Source organism: Inhella proteolytica, assembly GCF_016093275.1.
Taxonomy (GTDB): Bacteria; Pseudomonadota; Gammaproteobacteria; order Burkholderiales; family Burkholderiaceae_C; genus Inhella; species Inhella proteolytica.
In genome coordinates, this window is sequence record NZ_JAEDAK010000021.1 from 40,515 (window position 1) to 61,352 (window position 20,838).

The 20,838-nt window shown below is 69.4% G+C and carries 21 protein-coding genes; 15 read left to right on the forward strand and 6 right to left on the reverse strand.

The window, feature by feature from the left end; translation table 11 throughout:
* The first annotated feature begins 109 nt into the window (after nucleotides 1-109).
* Nucleotides 110-961, forward strand: a complete 852-nt coding sequence (locus tag I7X39_RS20845; protein ID WP_198113188.1) for a 23S rRNA (adenine(2030)-N(6))-methyltransferase RlmJ — start codon at nucleotides 110-112, stop codon at nucleotides 959-961.
* A 20-nt stretch (nucleotides 962-981) separates the two neighbouring features.
* Here the strand turns inward: I7X39_RS20845 and I7X39_RS20850 are convergent, their stop codons facing one another.
* Together I7X39_RS20850 and I7X39_RS20855 are read right to left on the reverse strand one after the other, a co-directional pair.
* Nucleotides 982-1,707 carry a substrate-binding periplasmic protein gene (locus I7X39_RS20850; RefSeq protein ID WP_198113190.1) on the reverse strand — a complete coding sequence of 242 codons (726 nt, stop codon included), beginning with the start codon at nucleotides 1,705-1,707 and terminating at the stop codon, nucleotides 982-984.
* A gap of 68 nt (nucleotides 1,708-1,775) precedes the next feature.
* Nucleotides 1,776-2,276 carry an outer membrane lipoprotein gene (locus I7X39_RS20855; RefSeq protein ID WP_198113191.1) on the reverse strand — a complete coding sequence of 167 codons (501 nt, stop codon included), beginning with the start codon at nucleotides 2,274-2,276 and terminating at the stop codon, nucleotides 1,776-1,778.
* Nucleotides 2,277-2,386: 110 nt separating this feature from the next.
* Here I7X39_RS20855 and I7X39_RS20860 point away from each other — a divergent pair, with 110 nt between their 5' ends.
* The 4 genes from I7X39_RS20860 to I7X39_RS20875 all read left to right on the forward strand — a co-directional run bounded on the left by I7X39_RS20860 (nucleotide 2,387) and on the right by I7X39_RS20875 (nucleotide 7,740).
* The gene (locus I7X39_RS20860; RefSeq protein WP_198113193.1) at nucleotides 2,387-3,841 is read left to right on the forward strand and encodes an OmpA family protein; all 1,455 of its coding nucleotides are present in this window, start codon (nucleotides 2,387-2,389) and stop codon (nucleotides 3,839-3,841) included.
* A 2-nt stretch (nucleotides 3,842-3,843) separates the two neighbouring features.
* Nucleotides 3,844-6,609 (forward strand): caspase family protein, encoded by a 2,766-nt coding sequence (locus I7X39_RS20865; protein ID WP_198113195.1) that lies wholly within the window; start codon nucleotides 3,844-3,846, stop codon nucleotides 6,607-6,609.
* Between the two features lie 81 nt (nucleotides 6,610-6,690).
* Nucleotides 6,691-7,464 (forward strand): alpha/beta fold hydrolase, encoded by a 774-nt coding sequence (locus I7X39_RS20870; RefSeq protein ID WP_198113197.1) that lies wholly within the window; start codon nucleotides 6,691-6,693, stop codon nucleotides 7,462-7,464.
* Nucleotides 7,465-7,491: 27 nt separating this feature from the next.
* On the forward strand, nucleotides 7,492-7,740 hold the full coding sequence (locus I7X39_RS20875; protein ID WP_198113199.1) for a hypothetical protein: 249 nt from the start codon (nucleotides 7,492-7,494) through the stop codon (nucleotides 7,738-7,740).
* Nucleotides 7,741-7,855: 115 nt separating this feature from the next.
* Here the strand turns inward: I7X39_RS20875 and I7X39_RS20880 are convergent, their stop codons facing one another.
* Nucleotides 7,856-8,413, reverse strand: coding sequence for an HNH endonuclease (locus I7X39_RS20880; RefSeq protein WP_198113200.1), 558 nt, complete (start codon nucleotides 8,411-8,413; stop codon nucleotides 7,856-7,858).
* Between the two features lie 228 nt (nucleotides 8,414-8,641).
* On the opposite strand from I7X39_RS20880, the gene I7X39_RS20885 reads away from it, so the two are divergent.
* The 10 genes from I7X39_RS20885 to I7X39_RS20930 all read left to right on the forward strand — a co-directional run bounded on the left by I7X39_RS20885 (nucleotide 8,642) and on the right by I7X39_RS20930 (nucleotide 18,767).
* A complete protein-coding gene (locus I7X39_RS20885; RefSeq protein ID WP_198113202.1) occupies nucleotides 8,642-9,352 on the forward strand; it encodes a TetR/AcrR family transcriptional regulator in 711 nt (236 codons plus the stop codon).
* A gap of 19 nt (nucleotides 9,353-9,371) precedes the next feature.
* Nucleotides 9,372-11,162: an acyl-CoA dehydrogenase C-terminal domain-containing protein gene (locus tag I7X39_RS20890; RefSeq protein WP_198113204.1), complete on the forward strand. Its 1,791-nt coding sequence runs from the start codon at nucleotides 9,372-9,374 to the stop codon at nucleotides 11,160-11,162.
* 43 nt (nucleotides 11,163-11,205) lie between these two features.
* Nucleotides 11,206-11,634: a DUF2147 domain-containing protein gene (locus I7X39_RS20895; protein ID WP_198113206.1), complete on the forward strand. Its 429-nt coding sequence runs from the start codon at nucleotides 11,206-11,208 to the stop codon at nucleotides 11,632-11,634.
* A gap of 65 nt (nucleotides 11,635-11,699) precedes the next feature.
* Nucleotides 11,700-14,096 (forward strand): 3-hydroxyacyl-CoA dehydrogenase NAD-binding domain-containing protein, encoded by a 2,397-nt coding sequence (locus tag I7X39_RS20900; protein ID WP_198113208.1) that lies wholly within the window; start codon nucleotides 11,700-11,702, stop codon nucleotides 14,094-14,096.
* Between the two features lie 9 nt (nucleotides 14,097-14,105).
* A complete protein-coding gene (locus I7X39_RS20905; RefSeq protein WP_198113210.1) occupies nucleotides 14,106-14,603 on the forward strand; it encodes a DUF4442 domain-containing protein in 498 nt (165 codons plus the stop codon).
* Between the two features lie 19 nt (nucleotides 14,604-14,622).
* A complete protein-coding gene (locus I7X39_RS20910) occupies nucleotides 14,623-15,837 on the forward strand; it encodes an acetyl-CoA C-acyltransferase (RefSeq protein WP_198113212.1) in 1,215 nt (404 codons plus the stop codon).
* A gap of 10 nt (nucleotides 15,838-15,847) precedes the next feature.
* Nucleotides 15,848-16,354: a DUF1569 domain-containing protein gene (locus I7X39_RS20915; RefSeq protein WP_198113214.1), complete on the forward strand. Its 507-nt coding sequence runs from the start codon at nucleotides 15,848-15,850 to the stop codon at nucleotides 16,352-16,354.
* Between the two features lie 138 nt (nucleotides 16,355-16,492).
* Complete coding sequence (locus tag I7X39_RS20920) at nucleotides 16,493-17,359, forward strand: alpha/beta hydrolase family protein (RefSeq protein ID WP_198113216.1); 867 nt, start codon at nucleotides 16,493-16,495, stop codon at nucleotides 17,357-17,359.
* On the forward strand, nucleotides 17,356-18,120 hold the full coding sequence (locus tag I7X39_RS20925; protein WP_198113218.1) for an enoyl-CoA hydratase: 765 nt from the start codon (nucleotides 17,356-17,358) through the stop codon (nucleotides 18,118-18,120). The genes I7X39_RS20920 and I7X39_RS20925 overlap by 4 nt, the downstream gene beginning before the upstream one ends.
* Complete coding sequence (locus tag I7X39_RS20930) at nucleotides 18,117-18,767, forward strand: NAD(P)H-binding protein (protein ID WP_198113220.1); 651 nt, start codon at nucleotides 18,117-18,119, stop codon at nucleotides 18,765-18,767. Before I7X39_RS20925 ends, I7X39_RS20930 begins: the two co-directional genes overlap by 4 nt.
* On the opposite strand, the gene I7X39_RS20935 is transcribed toward I7X39_RS20930, so the two are convergent.
* The 3 genes from I7X39_RS20935 to I7X39_RS20945 are packed head-to-tail and all read right to left on the reverse strand — an operon-like array spanning nucleotide 18,739 to nucleotide 20,828.
* Nucleotides 18,739-19,242: a hypothetical protein gene (locus I7X39_RS20935; RefSeq protein WP_198113222.1), complete on the reverse strand. Its 504-nt coding sequence runs from the start codon at nucleotides 19,240-19,242 to the stop codon at nucleotides 18,739-18,741. The two genes, I7X39_RS20930 and I7X39_RS20935, sit on opposite strands and share 29 nt — an antisense overlap.
* Nucleotides 19,243-19,247: 5 nt before the next feature.
* The gene (locus tag I7X39_RS20940; RefSeq protein ID WP_198113224.1) at nucleotides 19,248-19,838 is read right to left on the reverse strand and encodes a nucleotidyltransferase family protein; all 591 of its coding nucleotides are present in this window, start codon (nucleotides 19,836-19,838) and stop codon (nucleotides 19,248-19,250) included.
* A 9-nt stretch (nucleotides 19,839-19,847) separates the two neighbouring features.
* A complete protein-coding gene (locus I7X39_RS20945) occupies nucleotides 19,848-20,828 on the reverse strand; it encodes a GGDEF domain-containing response regulator (protein ID WP_198113226.1) in 981 nt (326 codons plus the stop codon).
* Nucleotides 20,829-20,838 lie beyond the last annotated feature (10 nt).

Consider the following 20,838-nt stretch of genomic DNA (forward strand, 5'->3'; position numbering starts at 1 on the left):
GGATGGTTCCGCGTTCGCCCGGCGGCTTCAGTAGAAACCCGATGAAACCGGCGCGGCGGCGACGAACTGGGTCGCCGGCCCGACGAAGCCGCCGGATAGAGTGCCAACCATGTTTGCTTACCGACACGCCTTTCATGCCGGCAACCACGCCGACGTGCTGAAACACCTGGTGCTGGTGCAGCTGCTGCAGCATCTGAACCAGAAAGAGAAGGGCTACCGGGTCATCGACACCCATGCCGGCGCCGGCGCCTACTCGCTGCGCAGCGAGCAGGCCAACAAGAAGCTGGAATGGCTGGACGGCATCGGCCGCCTGTGGGAGCGCAAGGACCTGCCCAAGGGCGTGGCCGCCTATCTGGACGAGGTGGAGCGCTTCAACGGCCCCGGGGTGCTGAAGAACGTGCCGGGCTCGCCGACGCTGATCCGCCAGCTGCTGCGCCCACAAGACGAGCTGCACGCCTTCGAGGTCCACCCCACGGACCTGCGCGCGCTCGAAAAGCTGATGGCCGAGGTCAAGGGCGTGAAGGTGCACCTGGCCGATGGCTTCACCTCGCTCAAGGCCCTGCTGCCGCCGCCGACGCGGCGCGGGCTGGTGTTGATCGACCCGCCCTACGAGATCAAGACCGATTACGCGCGCACCCTGGCGGCGGTGCGCGAGGCGCTGACGCGCTTCCCGGAGGCCGTGGTGGCGGTCTGGATTCCGCAGTTGCAGACCGTTGAGGCCCAGCAGCTGCCGCAGCGCCTGCGTAATGCCGTCAAGGGCGTGGCCAAGAAGGGCTGGCTGGATGCTCAGCTGAGCGTGGCGGCGCCACAGGACGGCGGCTTCGGTCTGCTGGGCAGCCATATGTTCGTGGCCAACCCGCCGCACACCCTGGGGGCGCTGCTGGCCCAGGAACTGCCGTGGCTGGCCGAGGTGCTGGGCCAGTACGAAGGCGCCAAGGGCGTGTTGCAGGCCGGCGCCTGAGGGCCGGCGGCCGGCCCGCGCTACAGATGGGCGCGGATGATGGAGGCGAGCCGGCCGTTGGCCTGCAGCCGGGCCAGCGCGCTGCGCAGACGTTCGATCAGTTCGCGCGGCAGCTGCGGCCGGGCATAGAGCGCATAGGCGCCACCGCCGGCATCAAAGGGCGGGGCGAACTGCACCCCTTCCAGCCGGGCCTGCTTGAGCGCCTGGGCGAGCAGGAAATCGGTCGACACCACCGCGTCCACCCGTTGCAGGGCCAGCATGCGCAGGCCTTGGAAGGGTTCGGTGATGGGGACGAACTGCACCTCGGGGTTGTCGTTGATCGCGGCGTTGTAGAACGCGCCCCGCGCCATGCCTAGGCGCTTGCCGCGCAGCGCGGCGAGTGACTGAATCGGGCTGCTCTGCAGGCTGATGACCAGGTAGCGCACCGGATGCAGCGGGTGCACCAGCGTGCCCTGGCGGTCCAGATCCGGACCGGTCAGGGCCACCACCGCGTCGACGGCTTCGTCCAGCAGCGCGCGCTTGACGCGCGCGTAGGGCGCCGAGCTCAAGCGCAGGCGCAGGCCTTCGAGCTGCGCCATCTCCTGCAGCATGTCCGGGTGCATGCCTAGGACCTGCTGGCCCTCCCGGTAAGAGTAGGGCCGCACGTCATTGACCATGACGCGCAATTCTTCCGCCTGCGCCAGGGCGCGCAGGGGCAGGGCGGGCGCAGCCAGCAGCAGGTCACGACGGGAGAGGCGCAGGGGCATCCCCACAGTGTCGCAAGCCTGCCCCCTCCTTCCTTTTCAGGAGCCGGGCGCGGGCCGCGCTGCCGCGCTCAGGGCTGGGGTTCCGAGGCGCTGCGGGCCGCTTCGGGCGGCACCGGCGGCAGGGCGCGTGTCACCCGCGCGCTGCGGCCCTGGCTGACCACCATCACCTTGTCGCCCGCGGCGAAACGCTCCTCGCCCTGGGACTGCACGATCGCGACGCGCTCGCCATTACGCAGCTGGATGATGAGTTCCAGCGCCTCCTCGCGGCCGGATTCGCGCTCGATCGCGTGGCCGATCACCCCGCCCAGGATGGCCCCCAGGGTCGAGAAGATCACCGATTCGCGGCGGCCACCCACCGTGCCACCGGCGACGCCGCCGGCCACCGCGCCGGCGGTGGCGCCCAGGCCGCTCTGGTGGCCGTCCAGGCGCACGGTGCGCACGGCCACCACGGTGCCGTCCTGCACCTGGGCCATGCGCATCACCTCATGGCGGGGGCGCAGATCGGGGTTGGTGCTGGCGCAGGCACTGAGCAGCAGGGCGGCCAGCAGGGGCAGGGCAATGGGTTTCATTCGGGTCTCCGCTTCGCGGCCGGTGGAACGCGAACAAGGGGTGGGCCGTTGACGCAAGTTGTTGACGACTTCGCCATGGCCTATAAACAGCACCACGAAAGGGGTGGCCAATGAGAGCGTACTGGTTGTGTGGCACGGTGGCAGGTCTGGGTCTGGTGGCATGTGCCAACCAGCCGCAATCGGGTGGCACGGCCGCCCCGCCGGCTGCGCCGCCGGCCGTGGTGGTGCAGGCCCCGCCGCCGCCGCCCCCACCCGCGCCCCCGCCGCCGCCGCCCACGCTGCCGCATGGCGAGGCGGTGCTGACGGCGGCCAACGCGCTCTTTTCCAAGGTTGACCTGGACGGCGTGGCCCCCGCGGCCAACAAGCGCTACACGGTGGTGGTGGACCCGCTGATCGATGGCGTCTCGCGCATGCAGACACGCGCCACGCAGCAGATCGAGCAGCGCATCGGTCAGCTGGTCAAGGCCAGCTACCCGCAGTTCGACATCAAACCGCTCAGCAAGGCCGTGCTCGATCAGCAGCCGCTGGTGGTGATCGGTACCTTCACGCCCATCAACCAGCAGGGCAAGACCGAGGGCTTGCGCGACCAGTATCGTTTCTGCCTTGCGATGGTGGATCTGAAGTCCGGCAAGCTCGTCAGCAAGACGGTGGCGCGCTCGCGCATGGAGCTGGTGGACGCCGCGCCGCTGCGCTTCTTTGCCGATGCGCCGGCCTGGACCCAGGACGCCCCGGCCGAGGGCTATGTGAAGACCTGCCAGGCCTCGAAGGCGGGCGACCCGATCCAATCCGCCTACTTGGCTGGCCTGGTGGCCACCAGCAGCGTGGAAGAGGGCATCCGTCACTACAACAACGCGCGCTGGAAGGAGGCCGAGGCGGCCTTCGCGCGCGCCCAGGCCACCGCCGCCGGCAAGCAGCTGCGCGTGCTCAGCGGCCTCTACCTGAGCCAATGGCGCCAGGGCAAGCGCGACGCCAGCGTCAAGAGCCTGGGCCAGCTGCTGGACTACGGCATCGAGCAGGGCAAGCTGGCCATGATGTTTGCCTTCGCGCGCGGCTCCACCGTGCTGCCGGCCGACGCCAAGCCCGGCAATCTGCGCCCCGACCTGGCCGAAGAACTGGCCAAGCAGGCGCCGCCGCTGCCCAACCAGCCCGGCCAGACGCGCGGCTTCAAGGCCGTGCCGGCCGAAGAACAGAAGGCCGATGCCCAGCGCGCCGAGAGCGCACCGCCCACGCGCGGCTTCAAGGCCGTGCCGGCGGATCCGGTTGTCACGCCGCCGCAGCAGCTGTGGGTCGAAGTGCTGGCGCGCCGGTTGGCGGCCGACAAGCGCTGTGCCGAGGTGCAGGGGCATGTCAGCCGCAACGGGCCGGAAGAGGTGAACGAGCGCATCTCCGCGCTGCGCGCCGAGCATGTGCGGCGCCGCCTCGTGAGCTTGCAACCCGAGTTGGACCAGCGCCTGATCGCCATCGGCCTGGGTTCGCGCGACAACCTGGTGGGCACCGGCAAGGACGACGCCAGCGACCAGCTCGACCGCCGCGTCGACTTCAAGCTCCTCCCCTGTAGCGGCTGAGCATGCGCACCCTGCTGCTGCTGTTGCTGGCGCTGCTGGGCGCAGCAGCGGCAGCGCAGGAACAGCCGCTCTTGCGCGTGGCCGGGGCCGGCCACCACGCGGCCATCCGCGGGCTGGCGCATGACGCGCGCGGCGGGCTGTGGCTGACGGTGTCAGAGGACAAGACCGCGCGGCTCTGGCGCGGCCGCCAGCTGCAGGCGGTGCTGCGGCCGCCCATCGGCGCCGGGCAGGAAGGCAAGCTCTTTGCCGGCGCGCTCAGCCCGGACGGCCGCCTGGCCGCAGTGGCCGGCTGGAGTGCCGGCAACGACATCTATCTGTTCCGCAGCGCCGATGGCCAGCTGCTGGCGCGCATCCAGGGCCAGCCCAATGTGGTCAACCAGCTGGCCTTCAGCCCGGATGGCCGCCTGCTCGCTGTTGCGCTCTGGGGCCCGCATGGCGTGCAGCTCTGGCGCGGCGAAGCGGACTGGCAGCGCCCGCAGTTCGCCGGCGCCGACAACGACTACGCCGACAGCAGCTACGGCCTGGCCTTCAGCCCCGATGGGCGCTGGCTGGCCAGCAGCGCGCACGATGGCCGCGTGCGCCTCTATGCGCTGGGCGCGGACGGCCTGCGCCACCAGGCCGAGCAGAAGCTGGGCGGGCCCTTGCATGGCCTGCAGTTCGCGCCCGACGGCCAGCGCCTCGCCGTGGGCCATGCCGAGCTGCCGCAGGTGCAGATCCTGCGCACCGAGGGGCTGCAGCCCGAGCGCCTGCTGCGGGGCACCGGCAGTGGTGGCCTGAGCCAGGTGGTCTGGAGCCCGGACGGCGCCGAGCTGCGCGCCGCCGGCAGCTGGCGCCACGGGGCCGGCCGCCATGGCCTGATGCGCTGGAATCGGCAGGGCCAGGCGCAGGGCGGGCCGCAGCTGGCCAGCGACTCGATCACAGAGCTCAGCCAGTTGCCCGACGGCCGCCTGGCCTTCGCCGCCGCCGACGCCAGCTGGGGCTGGCTGGGGCCGGACGGCCAGCTGCAGACCCAGGGCAGCGCGCGCACCGACTACCGCGCCCTCGCCGGCGCCAGCCTGCGCGTCTCGGCCGACGCGCGCCAGCTGCACTGGAGCGGCTGGGGCGCGCAGGCCTTCGAATTTCCGGCCTTTGCCTGGCGGCCCCCCGCGGGCGAGCTGCGCGCGGCCGTGCAGGGGCGCCCCGGGGCCCAGTTGCGCGACTGGCGCGACAGCGCCAAGCCCAGCCTGAACGGCAAGCCGCTGGCGCTGGAGCCCGGTGAAATGGCGCTGAGCGCCGCCGTGGACCCGCAGCGCCCCCGCCTGGCCCTGGGCACGGGCTGGAAGCTGCGCTGGTTCGACCTGCAGGGCCGCGAGCTCTGGCAGCAGGACCTCAGCGCGCCCTGCTTCGCGCTGGCCTTGAGCGCCGATGGCCGCTTCATCGTTGCCGGCCTGGGGGACGGCACGCTGCGCTGGTTCCGTGCCCGTGACGGCGAACCCCAGCTGGCCTTCTACAACGAGGGCCGCGCCTGGGTGGCCTGGACGCCCGACGGCCGCTACAGCGCGGGCGAGGGGGGCGAGGCCCTGGTGGGCTGGCACCTCAACCGCGGAGCGGACCAGGCGGCCGAGTTCCTGCCCCTGGCGCGCTTTGCCGAGCGCCACGACGACCCGCAGGCCGTGTTCGCCGCCCTGGGTGGCGAGGCCAGCGCGCGCCCCGTGACGGACCTGCGCGAGGGCCTGCGCCTGCCACCCAGCGTGCAACTGCTGGGCCCCGAGCCCGACAGCCGCCTGCGCGAACCCGGCCTGGCGCTGAAGCTGCAGGCGCAGGACCGCGGCGGCGGCGTGGACGAGCTGCGCCTGTACCTGAACGACAAGCTGGTGGAACGCCTGCCGGCGCGCGGCCTGCGCCGCGTAGGCAGCGCGCTGGAAGCGCAGTGGCAAGTGCGCCTGCAGCCGGGCGAGAACCGCCTGCGCGCGCTGGCGCTGGGTTTGGACCGTACCGAGTCCCAGGCTGCCGAGCTGCGCCTGGTCTACGACGCCCCACCGCCGCGCCCCAGCCTGCATGTGCTGACGGTGGGTGTGAACCGCTACCGCAATGCCGCGCTGAACCTCAGCTTTTCCGTGCCCGATGCGCGCGGCGTGGCCGGCCTGCTGCGCCAGACCGGTGCCAAGCTGTTCGAGCGCGTGCAGGTGGAGGAGCTGCACGACGAGCAGGCCACCAAGGCCGGCGTGCTGGCGCGCCTGCAGGCCCTGCGCCAGACGCGCGAAGACGATGTGGTGCTGGTCTACCTGGCCGGCCATGGCGACACGCTGAAGGACGACTGGTACTTCGTGCCGCACGAGCTCACCGCGCCCGAGCAGCCCGAGCGCCTGGCCGAGGGCGGGCTTTCGTCGCGCGAGCTGGCCGAGGCGCTGCGCCAGATGCCGGCGCGCAAGGTGGTGGTGCTGATCGACGCCTGCAAATCCGGCGCCGCCGCCGTCGGCTTCCGCGGCCTCGAGGAGCGCCGCGTGCTGGCCCAGCTCTCGCGCGCCAGCGGCACCCACCTGATTGCCGCCACCACCAAGGAGCAGCTGGCCAGCGAGCTGGGCCAGCTGGGCCACGGCGTGTTCACCTACGCCCTGCTGGAAGGCCTGCGCGGCAAGGCTGCGGCCGGCGGGCCGGAGGTGACGGCGCGCAAGCTGATGGTCTATGTGGAGCAGGCCCTGCCCGAGCTCTCCAAGCGCTACCGCGCCGAGGAGCAGTTCCCGGTGGTGAACAGCACCGGCATGGACTTCCCCATCAGCTTGAAGTAATTGAAACAAGGCTGCCGGCAGCGGATACCCGCCTGAAACCACGCCTCGCCACAGTGCGCTCCATACCCCAGGAGCGTCACCATGAGTCTTCCCCTCGTCGTTGCCTTGCACAGCAGTGCCGCCAGTGGCCGCCAATGGCAGGCCTATCGTGAGGCCAGCGCCGGCCGCCTGAACTGGATCACGCCCGACCTGATCGGCTACGGGCGTGATGAGACCTGGAGCAGCAGCGTGGGTGTCACGCTCGACCAGGAGGTCGACCGCCTGGCCCCGCACCTGCTGCTGCCAGGCCAGAGCTTCCATCTGGTGGGGCATTCCTACGGCGGCGCGGTGGCCTTGCAGTTCGCGCTGCGCCACCCGCGTGCGGTGCGCTCGCTCACGCTCTACGAACCGGTGCGCTTTGCTGCACTGCGCCAGGCCGGCCTGCAATCCGAATGGCGCGAGATCCGCAGCCTGGCCGCCCGGGTGCGCCAGCGCAGCCTGGCGGGTGACTGGCAGGGCGCGGCACGTGCCTTCCTGGGTTTCTGGAGCGGCCGCCCCGAGGGCGAACTGGATGCCCGCACCGTGATGTCCGTCGGCGCCCGCTGCCCCAAGGTCTGCGCGGACTTCGACGCCCTCTTCAACGACACCGTGCCACTGCGCCTGCTGGGCGCGCTGCAGATGCCGGTGCGCCTGCTGGTGGGCAGTGAGTCGCCCGCCCCGGCGCGGGCGGTGGCCCAGGTGCTGGAGCTGGCCATGCCGCAGGCCGATCTGCAGGAATTGCAGGGCCTGGACCATCTGGCGCCGCTGCGCGCTTCCGCTGGGCTACAAAGCCTGCTCACCGCTTTTGCCCAGCAAGAGCATCTGCTGGCCGCCTGACGGCCCCAAACGCTGGAGACGAAACCCATGCGCGCACTTGTGCTGACCCTGCTGATGAGCTTTTCCGCCATGAGCCACGCCAATGAATCCATCGAGGCCGTGCTGGCCGCCATGCAGGGCGAGAAGAAGGGCGTGACCCTCTACGTCCAGGGCCAGCAGATCGGCGGCGCCGTCGTCAAGCTGGAGCCGGGCAAGACGGTCGAGCTGCGCGGCCCGGGCGGCCAGCGCGTCGTCGTGCGCCTGGACCGCGTGGACGCGGTGGCGCTCTACCCATAAATCGGCGCGGTCAGTAGCCTCAAATCAGATCAAGTGCCACCGCGGAACCGGCTTTGCCGGGCCGCAGGTGGCGCCCCCTGGGGGGAGGCGGCCCATTGGGCCGCTTCGGGGGGGCTCAACCATGCAGCCGGCTGCTGGCCGGCACGCTCGCGAGCAGGAACTCCATCTGGTCCGTCAGGATGCGCCGGCCGCGCAGGATCATGTCCTCGTGCAGGCTCGGCACATAAGGCAGGTAGAGCAGGCTCATGCCGGCTTCCTCGCACAGGCGGTTGCCCTTGCGGTGGTTGCAGCTGCGGCAGGCGGTGATGCAGTTCATCCAATGGTCGCGCCCACCCCGGCTGGTGGGCTGGATGTGCTCGCGCGTCAGCTCGCTCTCGGGAAAGTGGGCGCCGCAGTAGGCGCACAGGAAGCGGTCGCGGGCGAACAGCTTCGGGTTGGAGAGCGCCGGTTCGTGCCGCCAGGCTCGGCTAGGGATGGCGCCGCGCGCGGCCAGGATGGGCGGCACCTCGATGCGCGACTGCCGCCCGGTGACCCGGTTCCAGCCGCCGCGCAGCACCGCACAGGGCTCGCCCAGGGTCCAGGCGATGGCATCGCAGGCCACCATCACGGCGGCTTCCCGCACACTGATCCAGGCCTGCGGGCGGCCGGAAATATCGAGCTGCAGAACGTCCAAGGCTGCACCACCTCCTTGGACAGCCAGCCTACTCCTGTCAGATGACAGAAAGAAATCCGGCCCGACCCGTGGAGAAATGCCTGGGACACCGGGAGAACCTGGGGTGGATTTAGAGCGCGGCCTCCAGCTTCCGTGACTTGCTGGGCTTGCGGGCGGGGTGCAATGCGCCAAAAATAGAACGATCGTTCGTTTTATTTCAGGCCCAAGACAAGCCCCCGAGACCCACCCATGAGCCAGCGCCCCAACCCCAGCAACCCCGCCGCCCCCCGCGGTGGGCGTGCGCCTGCGGTTCGGGTGCCGCTGCCCAAGGGCCAGCAGACCCGCGCCGCCATCCTTGAGGCCGCGCTGGCCCAGGCCTCGCACATGGGGCTCGAAGGCCTGTCCATCGGCGCGCTGGCGGACCAGACCGGCATGAGCAAGTCCGGCGTGTTCGCCCACTTCGGCTCGCGTGAAGAGCTGCAGATCGCCGTGGTGGCCGAATACCACCGCCGTTTCGAGGAAGAGGTGTTCTTCCCGGCCATCCGCGAGCCGCGCGGCCTGCAGCGCCTGCGCGCGCTCTACCAGCGCTGGGTGCGCCAGGTGGCGGTGGAGCTGGAGAGCGGCTGCATCTACATCAGCGGCGCGGTCGAGTTCGACGACCGCCCCGGCCCGGTGCGCGACGCCCTGGTGACCATGGTCAAGGCCTGGCACGCGGCGCTGCACAAGGCCATCGTGCTGGCACGCGACGAGGGCCATCTAAGCCCTGACTGCGACGTCGACCAAATCCTGTTCGAGCTGCATGGGCTGATCCTGTCCCTGCATCACGACGCCCGTTTCCTGCGCAGCGAAGGCGCGCTGGAACGGGCGGCGCGCGGCTTTGACCGCGTCATCCACGCCTGCATCACCCCGGCCGGAGTGGCCACTGAACCCGTGGCGCCGCGCCGCCGCAAGACCCGATAACCCCCGAAGGAGACCCGCCATGCCCAGCTATACCCCACCTCTGCGCGACATGCAGTTTGTGTTGCACGAAGTGCTGAACGTGGTGGACGAGCTCAAGATGCTGCCGCCCTATGCGGACATCGACGCCGACACCATCAACGCCGTGCTGGAAGAAGGCGGCAAGTTCTGCGCCGAAGTCATCGCCCCGATCAATCTGAGCGGCGACAAGGAAGGCTGCCAGCTCGACAAGACCACCCACGAAGTCACCACGCCCAAGGGCTTCAAGGAGGCCTACCAGACCTACATCGACGGCGGCTGGGCCGCGCTGGCCTGCGACCCCGCCTATGGCGGCCAGGGCCTGCCCCTGCTGGTGAATCAGTGCTTCTACGAGATGCTGAACAGCGCCAACCAGGCCTGGACCATGTACCCCGGCCTGAGCCACGGCGCCTACGAGTGCCTGCACGCCCATGGCACCGACGAGCAGAAGAAGCTCTACCTGCCCAAGCTCACCAACGGCCAGTGGACCGGCACCATGTGCCTGACCGAGCCGCATTGCGGCACCGATCTGGGCCTGCTGCGCACCAAGGCCGAACCGCAGGCCGATGGCACCTACAAGATCACCGGCCAGAAGATCTTCATCAGCGCCGGCGAACACCAGCTGGCCGAGAACATCGTGCACCTGGTGCTGGCGCGCCTGCCGGATGCCCCGGCCGGCAGCAAGGGCATCTCGCTCTTCATCGTGCCCAAGTTCAATGTGAACGCCGACGGCTCCCTGGGTGAGCGCAACGGCATCTTCTGCTCGGGCCTGGAGCACAAGATGGGCATCCACGCCAACTCCACCTGCCAGATGACGCTGGACGGCGCCATCGGCACGATGGTGGGCCAGCCCAACAAGGGCCTGGCGGCGATGTTCGTGATGATGAACACCGCCCGCCTGGGTGTGGGCAACCAGAGCCTGGGCCTGACCGAAGTGGCCTACCAGAACGCCGTGGCCTACGCCAAGGATCGTCTGCAGATGCGCTCGCTCAGCGGCCCCAAGGCGCCGGACAAGCCGGCCGATCCGATCATCGTGCACCCCGATGTGCGCAAGATGCTGCTGACCGCCCGCGCTTACGCCGAAGGCGCGCGCGCCCTGCAGGCCTACACCGTGCTGCAGGCCGACAAGTCGATCAGCAGCGACGACGAGGACGAGCGCAAGGAAGCCGAGGCCGAGCTGGCCCTGCTGACGCCCATCATCAAGGCCTTCATCACCGACAACGGCTGGATCGCCACCAGCCACTGCATGCAGGTGTACGGCGGCCACGGCTTCATCCACGAGTGGGGCATGGAGCAGTTCGTGCGCGATGCGCGCATCAACATGATCTATGAGGGCACCAACACCATCCAGTCGCTCGACCTGCTGGGCCGCAAGGTGCTGGGCAACAACGGCGCCACCCTGAAGAAGTTCGGCAAGAAGATCGCCGCCTTCATCGAGGAAGAGGGCACCAACGAGGCGATGCAGGAGTTCATCAACCCGCTGGCCGACCTGGGCGACAAGGTCAACAAGCTGACGCAGGAGCTCGGCATGAAGGCCTTCGGCAACCCCGACGAGGTGGGCGCCGCGGCGGTGGACTACCTGCGTGTCGTGGGCCACATGACATTCGCTTACTTCTTCGCCCGCATGGCCAAGGTGGCGCTCGAAAAAGAGGGTTCCGGTGACCCCTTCTACCGTGCAAAACTCGCCACGGCCCGCTTCTATTTCGCCAAGCTGCTGCCGGAGACCGCGAGCCTGATCCGCACCGCTCGCGCCGGCCTGAAGCCGCTGATGGAAATGGACGAGGCCCTGTTCTAAACCTCAATGCCCCGGCGCCGCCGGGGCCCCCTCAGGAGAAGCCATGAAGTCCTTGATCGCCGCTGCAGTTCTCGGTCTGTTTGCTCTGGGCGCGCATGCGCAGATGAGCCCGGTGGGTGTGTGGAAGACGATCGACGACGAGACCAAGCAGCCCAAGGCGCTGGTGCGCATCACCGAGGCCAACGGCGTGGTGAGCGGCCGGATCGACAAGCTGCTGGCCGCCGATGCCAAGCCCGATGCCAAGTGTGACAAGTGCGAGGACGACCGCAAGGACAAGCCCATCGTCGGCCTGGAAATCATCCGCGACGTCAAGAAGGACGACGACGTCTGGGCCCACGGCACCATCCTTGATTCCGCCAAGGGCAAGGTCTACAAGACCCGCCTCAAGCCCGTGGATGGCGGCAAGCGCATGGAAGTGCGCGGCTACATCGGCTTCTTCTACCGTACCCAAGTCTGGGAGCGGGTTGAGTAAACCCCTCCTTCAAGGCCCGGCGTCCACAGCCGCCGGGTCCTTCAACCTCCGCTAGGAGCATTCCCGTGAGTCGATTCCAAGTTCGCAAAGTGGCCGTGCTAGGCGCCGGCGTGATGGGGGCGCAGATTGCCGCCCATCTGGTCAACGTCAAGGTGCCGGTGGTGCTGTTCGACCTGCCCGCCAAAGAGGGCCCGAAGAACGGCATCGTCACCAAGGCCGTCGAAGGCCTGAAGAAGCTCAAGCCCGCGCCCCTGGGCGACGCCGCTGAGGCCGCGCTGATCCAGCAGGCGAACTACGAAGAGCACCTGGAACTGCTCAAGGGCTGCGACCTCATCATCGAGGCCATTGCCGAGCGCATGGACTGGAAGCTCGATCTGTACACCAAGATCGCTCCGTACATCGCCCCGCACGCCATCGTGGCCAGCAACACCTCGGGCCTGAGCATCACCAAGCTCAGCGAGGTGCTGCCGGAAGAAATCAAGCCGCGCTTCTGCGGCATCCATTTCTTCAACCCGCCGCGCTACATGTACCTGGTGGAGCTGATCAACACGCCCACCACCCGCCCCGAGATCCTCGACCAGCTCGAGGCCTTTGTGACCACCAGCGTCGGCAAGGGCGTGGTGCGTGCGCATGACACGCCCAACTTCGTGGCCAACCGCGTCGGCATCGCCGGCATGATGGCCACCATGATCGAGGCCGAGAAGTTCGGCCTGACCGTGGACGTGGTCGACGACCTGACCGGCAAGAAGCTCGGTCGCGCCAGCTCCGGCACCTTCCGCACTGCCGACGTGGTGGGTCTGGACACCATGGCCCACGTCGTCAAGACCATGCAGGACAACCTGAAGGACGACCCCTTCTACTCGACCTACGCCACGCCGAAAGTCCTGGCCGGTCTGATCGAGAAGGGCGCGCTGGGCCAGAAGGCTGGCGGCGGCTTCTACAAGAAGGTCGGCAAGGACATCCTGCGCCTCGATTTCGCCACCGGCGAGTACGTGGCCGGCGGCAAGAAGGCCGACGAGATCGTCGCCCGCATGCTCAAGAAGGCCCCGGCCGACCGCATCAAGCTGCTGCGTGAATCCACCAACCCGCAGGCCCAGTTCCTCTGGTCCATCCTGCGCGACAGCTTCCACTACTGCGCCGTGCATCTGGCCACCGTGGCCGACACCGCACGCGAGATCGACTTTGCGATGCGCTGGGGCTTCGGCTCCAGCCAAGGCCCGTTCGAGCTGTGGCAAGCCGCCGGCTGGACGCAGGTGGCGCAGTGGATCGCCGCCGACATCGCCGACGGCAAGACCCTCAGCAGCGCCCCGCTGCCCGCCTGGGTGACCGAAGGCCCGGTGGCCGCCGCCGGTGGCGTGCACACCGCCGAAGGCTCCTGGAGCGCCGCCGAGGGCAAGTTCAAGCCGCGCGCCGCGCTGCCGGTCTATGCCCGCCAGCCCTTCCCCGAGACCCTGGTCGGCGAAGCCGCCAAGGACGCGCTGAAGAGTGGCACCGAGCTGTTCAAGAACGAAGAGATCCGTGTCTGGACGCTGGACGGCGAAGTGGTCATCGCCTCCATCACCGCCAAGCTGCACCTGATCAGCCCGGCCGTGACCGAGGGCCTGATCAAGGCCGTGGAGATCGCCGAGGAAAGCTACAAGGGCCTGGTGATCTGGAGCCCGGACGACGTGTTCAGCGCCGGCGCCAACCTGGAAAGCCTGATGCCGGTGTTCATGAAGCTCGGCTCCAAGGGCATCGCGCCCGAAGAGAAGAAGCTGCAGGACGCGATGCTGCGCATCCGCTACGCCAATGTGCCGGTGGTGGCCGCCATGCGTGGCCTGGCGCTGGGCGGCGGCTGCGAGCTGGCCGTGCACTGCGCACGCCGGGTGGCGCACGTCGAGAGCTATGTCGGCCTGGTGGAAGTGGGCGTGGGCCTGGTGCCGGGTGCCGGCGGCCTGACCTACATCGCCCGCCGCGCGGCCGAGATGGCCGCGGCCGGCAACTCCGGCGCCGATGTCTTCGCCTTCCTGAAGGACGGCTTCCTGAGCGCCGCCACGGCCAAGGTGGCCACCAGCGCGCATGAGGCCAAGAAGATCGGCTACCTGCTCGACAGCGATGTCATCGTGCCGAACAAGGACGAGCTGCTGCACGTCGCCACCGCCCAGGTCAAGGGCATGGCCGAGAGCGGCTACCGCCCGCCGCACAAGGCCGTCTTCCCGGTGGCCGGCCGCAGCGGCATCGCCTCCATCAAGGGCCAGGTGGCCAATATGCGCGACGGCGGCTTCGTCAGCGCCCACGACTACCACCTGGCCAGCCTGATCGCCGACGTGGTGTGCGGCGGCGAAGTGGAAGCCGGCTCGCTGGTGACCGAGGAATACCTGATGGCGCTGGAGCGCAAGCACTTCTGCGCGCTGCTGGACAACCCCAAGACCCAAGAGCGGATCATGGGGATGCTGCAGACCGGCAAGCCCGTGCGCAACTGAGGACGCCCGGTGACTTCCCCCAACCGCCTGCAACGCGCGCTGGCCAAGCTGGACGGCCTGCCCGGCCCGCTGCGCCGCGCCGGCCGCAACCTGGTGCTGCGCCGTGCCGTGCCCCTCACCGGCACGGCCGGCCTGGACTTCCAGGCGCTGACGGTCGAGCAGGCGGTGGTCCATATCGCCAACTGCCGCAAGGTGCAGAACCACATCGGCGGCGTGCATGCCGCCGCCATGGCGCTGGTGGCGGAGTCCGCCACCGGCATGGTGGTGGGCATGAACGTGCGTGACGACTGCCTGCCGCTGTGCAAGACCATGAAGGTCAAGTTCAAGCGCCGCGCGCAGGGTGCGCTCACGGCCACGGCCTCGCTGGAGCCCGAGCAGCGCCAGCTGATGCACGAGACGGACAAGGGCGAAGTGATCGTGGCGGTCCAGGTGACCGACGAAGCCGGCGAACAGCCGATCGAGTGTGAATTTGTCTGGGCCTGGGTGCCCAAGAAACCTCAGGCCTAAACACCGTAAGGAGCTCATCATGAGCAAGCAAGTCCAAGACGCCTACATCGTTGCCGCCACCCGTCTGCCCATCGGCAAGAGCGGCCGTGGCTACTTCAAGAACACCCGCCCGGACGAGATGCTCGTCAAGGTGATGCAGGCCGCGCTGGCCCAGGCCCCGGGCCTGGACCCGAAGGCCATTGAGGACGCCATCGTCGGCTGCTCCTTCCCCGAGGGCGAGCAGGGCATGAACATCGCCCGTGTGGCCTCGGTGCTGGCCGGCTGGGGCAATGGCGTCGGCGGCGTCACCATCAACCGCTACTGCGCCTCCGGCATCACGGCGGTGCAGATGGCGGCCGACCGCATCCGCGTCGGTGAAGCCGATGTGATGTTCGCCGGCGGCGTCGAGTCGATGTCCATGATCCCGATGGGCGGCAACAAGCCCAGCTTGAGCCCTCTGATCTTCGAGAAGGACGAGAACATCGGCATCGCCTACGGCATGGGCCTGACCGCCGAGAAGGTGGCCGCACAGTGGAAGATCAGCCGCGAGGACCAGGACGCCTTCTCGCTCGAATCGCACCGCCGTGCCGTGGCGGCCATGCAGGCCGGCCACTTCGAAGCCGAGATCACGCCCTTTGACATCGTCGAGCGCACGCCCAATCTGGCCGATGGCAGCGTCAACATCAAGACCCGCACCGTCAAGCTGGACGAAGGCGCCCGCCCCGACACCAGCCTCGAAGGCCTGGCCAAGCTCAAGCCCGTGTTCGCCGCCAAGGGCTCGGTGACGGCCGGCAACAGCTCGCAGACCAGCGATGGCTCGGGTGGCTTGCTGATCGTCAGCGAAGCCGCGCTGAAGCGCTTCGGCCTGACGCCGCTGGCCCGTTTCGTCAGCTTCGCCGTGCGCGGCGTGCCGCCCGAGATCATGGGCATCGGCCCGATCGAGGCCATCCCCGCCGCGCTCAAGATGGCCGGCCTGAAGGCCAGCGACATGGGCTGGGTGGAACTGAACGAGGCCTTCGCCGCACAGAGCCTGGCGGTGCTGAACGACCTCGACAGCAAGGGCTTCGAGCTGGACCGCAGCAAGGTGAACCCGAACGGCGGCGCGATTGCACTCGGCCACCCGCTCGGCGCCACCGGCGCCATCCGCGCGGCCTCGGTCATCCACAACCTGCGCCGCACCAAGCAGAAGTACGGCATGGTGACGATGTGCGTGGGTGCCGGCCAAGGTGCTGCCGGCATCTTCGAGGCGCTCTAAGGCCTAGGCCATGCAGCGCCGCCACTTTGTTCTGACAGGTGCCGGCGCTGCAAGCTTGGCCGGCTGCGCCGGTCAGCTCGAAACCTTCACCAGCCTGAAGATCGCCAAGGAACGGGTGCTCGACCTGGGCTTTGGTGAACCCAAACTGAGGCACGACAGCTGGTCCCTCAGCCAGTTGCTGCAGCACCTGGCCCAGAGCGTCGAGTACTCGATGCAGGGCTACCCCGAGATGAAGGGCGCGGTGTTCCGCGCCCTCATCGGCAACACCGCCTTCGCGGTCTTCAATGCACGGGGCGCGATGAGCCACAACCTGGCCGAGCCCATCCCGGGGGCGCCGGAGTTGAAGCCGCAGATCCTTCTCAAGGACAGCATCGCCCGCCTGCTGGCGGCGCTGAATGCCTTCGAGGCCTGGGGCGGCCCGCTCAAACCCCACTTCGCCTATGGCGAGCTGGACAAGGCGCAGTACACCCGCGCCCACCTGATGCATCTTGCGAACCATTGGTCGCAGATCGAATGACCCTCCCCCCGAAGCGCCTGCGGCGCCTCCCCCCAGGGGGCGCCACCAGTGGCCCGGCGAAGCCGGTTCCACGGTGGCACTTGATCGACGTGGCGCAGTGCCGCGCGGGTGGCGCTTCGGAATCATGGGAATCTTGAATTGATCGACACCCCCTTGCGCTCGGGCGACGGCACGCCGCTCGCCGCGCGGCTCTTTTTGCCCGAGGGCAACCCGCGCGCCGCCGTGCTCATCGGCGCCGCCATGGGCGTGCCGCAAAGCTATTACGCCGAGCTGGCGCGCTGGCTGGCCGGCCAGGGCCTGGCGGTGCAGACCTTCGACTTCCGCGGCATCGGCGCCTCGCGGCCCGAGGCGCACCGGCGCAGCCTGCGCGGCTACCGGGCCGGCATCCAGGATTGGGTGCAGGACATGGACGCCGCGCTGCGCCATCTGCAATCCCAGGTGCCGGGCGCGCCGCTACTGGTCGTCGGCCATTCGCTCGGCGGTCAGCTGCCGGGTCTGCTGCCCTCGCGCGAGCGCATCCACGGCCTGGTGGGCGTGGCGGCCGGCAGCGGCTTCTGGGGCCATCAGCCCGAGCCGCAGCGCAGCCGCGCGCGCTGGTTCTGGGGCTGGGGCGTGCCCCTGGCCACGGCGCTGTACGGCTACTTTCCGGGTGCCAAGCTCAAGCTGATCGGCGACCTGCCGCTCGGGGTGATCCAGGACTGGAAGCGCTGGTGCAACCAACCCGGCTATTTGCTGGACGACCCGGGGCTGCGCGAGCATTACCAGGGCTTCACGGCGCCCTTCGTCTCGCTGCAGATCAGCGACGACGAGATGCTCAGCGAGACCAGCATCCAGACCCTGTACCAGGGCTATGCCGGCGCGCGCGAGCGTGAACTCATCACCCTCACGCCCCCGGCCGGCGGCCGCATCGGCCACCTCGGCTTCTTCCGCGCCCAGCAGGCCACGACACTGTGGCCCATCCTGCTGCAGCAGCTGCAGCGCCTATCCGGAGTGCAAACCCCATGAGCATCAAGACCGCCACCCTCAACGGCGTGGCCACGATCGAAATCGCCCGCCCCGAGAAGAAGAACGCCATCACACAGGCCATGTACTCGGAGATGGCCGAGGCCCTGAGGGCGGCGAACGCCGATGGCAAGGTGCGCGCCGTGCTGATCACCGGCCAGCCCGGCATCTTCACCAGCGGCAACGACCTCGAGGACTTCATGGCCCGCCCGCCGCGCGACGCCGAGGCCCCGGTGTTCCAGTTCATGCAAGCCCTGCTGGCCTGTGAGAAGCCCGTGATCGCTGCCGTCACCGGCGCGGCCATCGGCATCGGCACCACGCTGCTGCTGCATTGCGACCTGGTCTACGTGGCCGACGACTGCCGCCTCGCCATGCCCTTCGTGGCCTTGGGCCTGGTGCCCGAGTTCGGCTCCAGCCTCGTCGTGCCGAAGTTGCTGGGCCATGTGAAGGCGGCCGAGAAGCTGCTGCTGGGCGATCCCATGACCGGCGCCGAAGCGGTGGAGTGGGGCATCGCCAACGCCGTGCTGCCGGCCGCCGAGGTGCTGAACCACGCGCGCCGCATGGCCGAGCGCTTCAATGGCCTGGCGCCCAGCGCGGTGCGCGCCAGCAAGAAGCTGATGCGTGAACCCGGCCTGGCCGAGCTGCAGCGCGTGATCCAGACCGAGGCCGAGATCTTCGGCGCGCGCCTGCGCAGCCCCGAGGCCATGGAGGCCTTCCAGGCCTTCTTCCAGAAGCGCGCCCCAGACTTTTCTAAGTTCGAGTGAAGCGCGCCCTGCTCGTCGGCGGCAGCGGCCTGGTGGGCCGTGCGCTGCTGGATCAGCTGCTGGCCCATCCGGCCTACGGCACCGTGCACGCGCTGCTGCGCCGCCCGGTGCCGGGCTGGCCGCAGCATGCCCAGCTGCACACGCAGCAGGTGGATTTCCGCGCCCTGCCGGCGCTCCCGGCGGCGGACGAGGTGTTCATTGCCCTGGGCACGACGATCAAGCAGGCCGGCTCGCAGGCCGCCTTCCGCGCGGTGGATTTCGACGCCGTGCTGGCCAGCGCCCGCGCGGCCCGCGCCGCCGGCGCCACGGCCTTGTTCATGGTCTCGGCGCTGGGCGCCGATCCCAAATCCACGGTGTTCTACAACCGCGTCAAGGGCGAGGCCGAGCAGGCCGTGCAGGGCCTGGGCTTCGAGCAGGTGGTGCTGGCCCGGCCCTCGCTGCTGCTGGGTGACCGCGCAGCCCTGGGCCAGCCCGGTCGCGCCGGGGAGGGCACTGCGACGCGCTTGCTGCGCCCCTTGTCCGGGCTGATCCCCCGCAGCGTGCGCCCGATTGCGGCCGCCGCCGTGGCGCAGGCCCTGGTGGCGGCGGCGCAGCAGCGCCAGCCGGGCCTGCGCATCCTCAGCTCGGCTGAGATGCAGCCGCGCTAGCCTCTGGCTCCAAGGCTCGCAGCGGCTTGTTGGGCGGGGCTGGGCCATCGACCCAATACGACCTGCGACCGTCCATGTGCTGCATGACCAGGCCCTGGCCATAGGGGTCCATGGTCACCACGCGACAGATGCTGGGATCGCTCTTGTCTCCTGCGTAGTCGAAGGCCACGCCCCAGCCAGGTTCCGAATTCCGCCCCCCAGCCTGTGCCCCGATGGCTTTGCCCTTCAGGGTGTTGGCACGCAGCTGCAGTGCCTGTTCGCGCGGCAGATTCCAGTCGAGTGACTCGGGGTCCAGGCGCTCCCTCACGGCCGGCTGATCGGTGTAGCCGTTCTCACGCACGTAGCGTTCCGCCAGTGCGATGGCTTGCGCACGGGTGATGGCCTGTGGGCTGGCGGCTTGTTTCTCACCGCAGCCCACAAGACAAGCGACCAAAAGGGTGCAGAGGAACGGCTTGAGTCGCACGGAGTGGTCCATGAAGATCATTGATGTGCTGCCGCCTCGGTGCATGCAGTGCCTTCCTGGACGCTCAGCCAGGGCCAGCGCTCCCGATAGGACGCCGCCTTGGCGCGGAACAGCGTGCGGTGGTCGATCAGCGGGTTGGGGCGCAGGTGGCCGGCGTACAGCTCCTCCAGCCCATAGGGTGCCTGCAGGCGCAGGTGGCCATCCGTCTGGGGCTGCACGCCCACGCAGGTGCCCGGGATCAGGAAGCGGGCGATGCCGTCGGCGCTGCAGCCCAGGGGCTCATAGGGGTGGCCGCACCAGTCCTCGTACCAGCAGTGCACGCGTGCCTGGTTCTTGGCCTCCACCGGGACGCCCGGAAACGCGGCCTGCACGCGTTGCTGCACGGCGGCCTCGGCCGTGGCTGAAAGATCGCTGGCGTCGAAGTAGAAGAGGTCGTAGTCCTTGATGCCGGCCTCGGGGGGGCGGCCGCTCTTCAGGTTCCAGACGGTCTGGAACAGGCACCCCGCCACCAGCCAGGCATCGGGCAGCTGCAGCGCCGGCAGGCCGGCCAGCAGGGCGCGGTTGACGGGGTTGCGCTGGATCTCGCGGAGGAACCGCTCGGGGCTCATGGGCGGCACTCAGGGCGTGCCGCTGTCCAGCTCGATGCGCACGAACACCGCCTGGTCGCGGCCGCGGCGCTTGGCTTCATAGAGCGCCTGGTCGGCCAGATTGAGCAGCAGATTGGCGCTCCAGGCGTGACCACCGGGCACCGGGCCGGTGGGCTGGTCGGACCAGCCATGGCAGTCCGGGCCGAAGCTGGCCGCGCCGATGGATACCGTGAGCCGGCCGTTGACGCCATCCTCATGGGGCAGGGCGCGCGCGGCCAGGCGTTCGCGCAGGCACTGCGCCACCGCCTCGGCGCCCTCGCGGTCGGCGCCGGTCAGCAGCACTGCGAACTCCTCGCCGCCGTAGCGAGCGGCCAGGTCGCCGGGGCGGCCGGCGCATTGGCGCAGCACCTCGGCCACGGTCACCAGCGCCTGGTCGCCGGCCAGGTGGCCGTAGCGGTCGTTGAAGCGCTTGAAGTGGTCGACATCGAGCAGCAGCAGGCTGAAGCGCTGGCGCTCGCGCAGCGCACGCGCCCACTCGCGCTCGATCGCCTCCATCAGCACATGGCGGTTGGCGCAGCGGGTCAGCTGGTCCAGTGTGGCCTGTTGGCGCAGCCCGTCCAGGGCCTGTTTCAGGCGCAGCTGGGTGCGCACGCGCGCCAGCAGCACGGCCGGGCGCACCGGCTTGCCCAGGAAATCGGCCGCGCCCAGCTCCAGTGCGGCCTGCTCGGTGGCGTCGTCGCTCTGGCTGGTGATGACGATGACCTGCAGGTCGCGCGTATCGGGCCGCTCGCGCAGCTGGCGCAGCACCTCCAGGCCGTTCAGGTCGGGCATCTGCGCGTCCAGCAGCAGCAGGTCGGGTGGCTCGGTGCTGGCCAGGGCCAGGGCCTCGCGGCCGCCGGTGGCAAAGCGCAGACGCCCCAGGCCATTGAGCGCGCGGGCGATGGCCTGGATGATCAGCGGGTCGTCATCGACGATCAGCAGATTGGCGGGGCGCAGTGCGGCGTCAGGCATGGGCGCATCT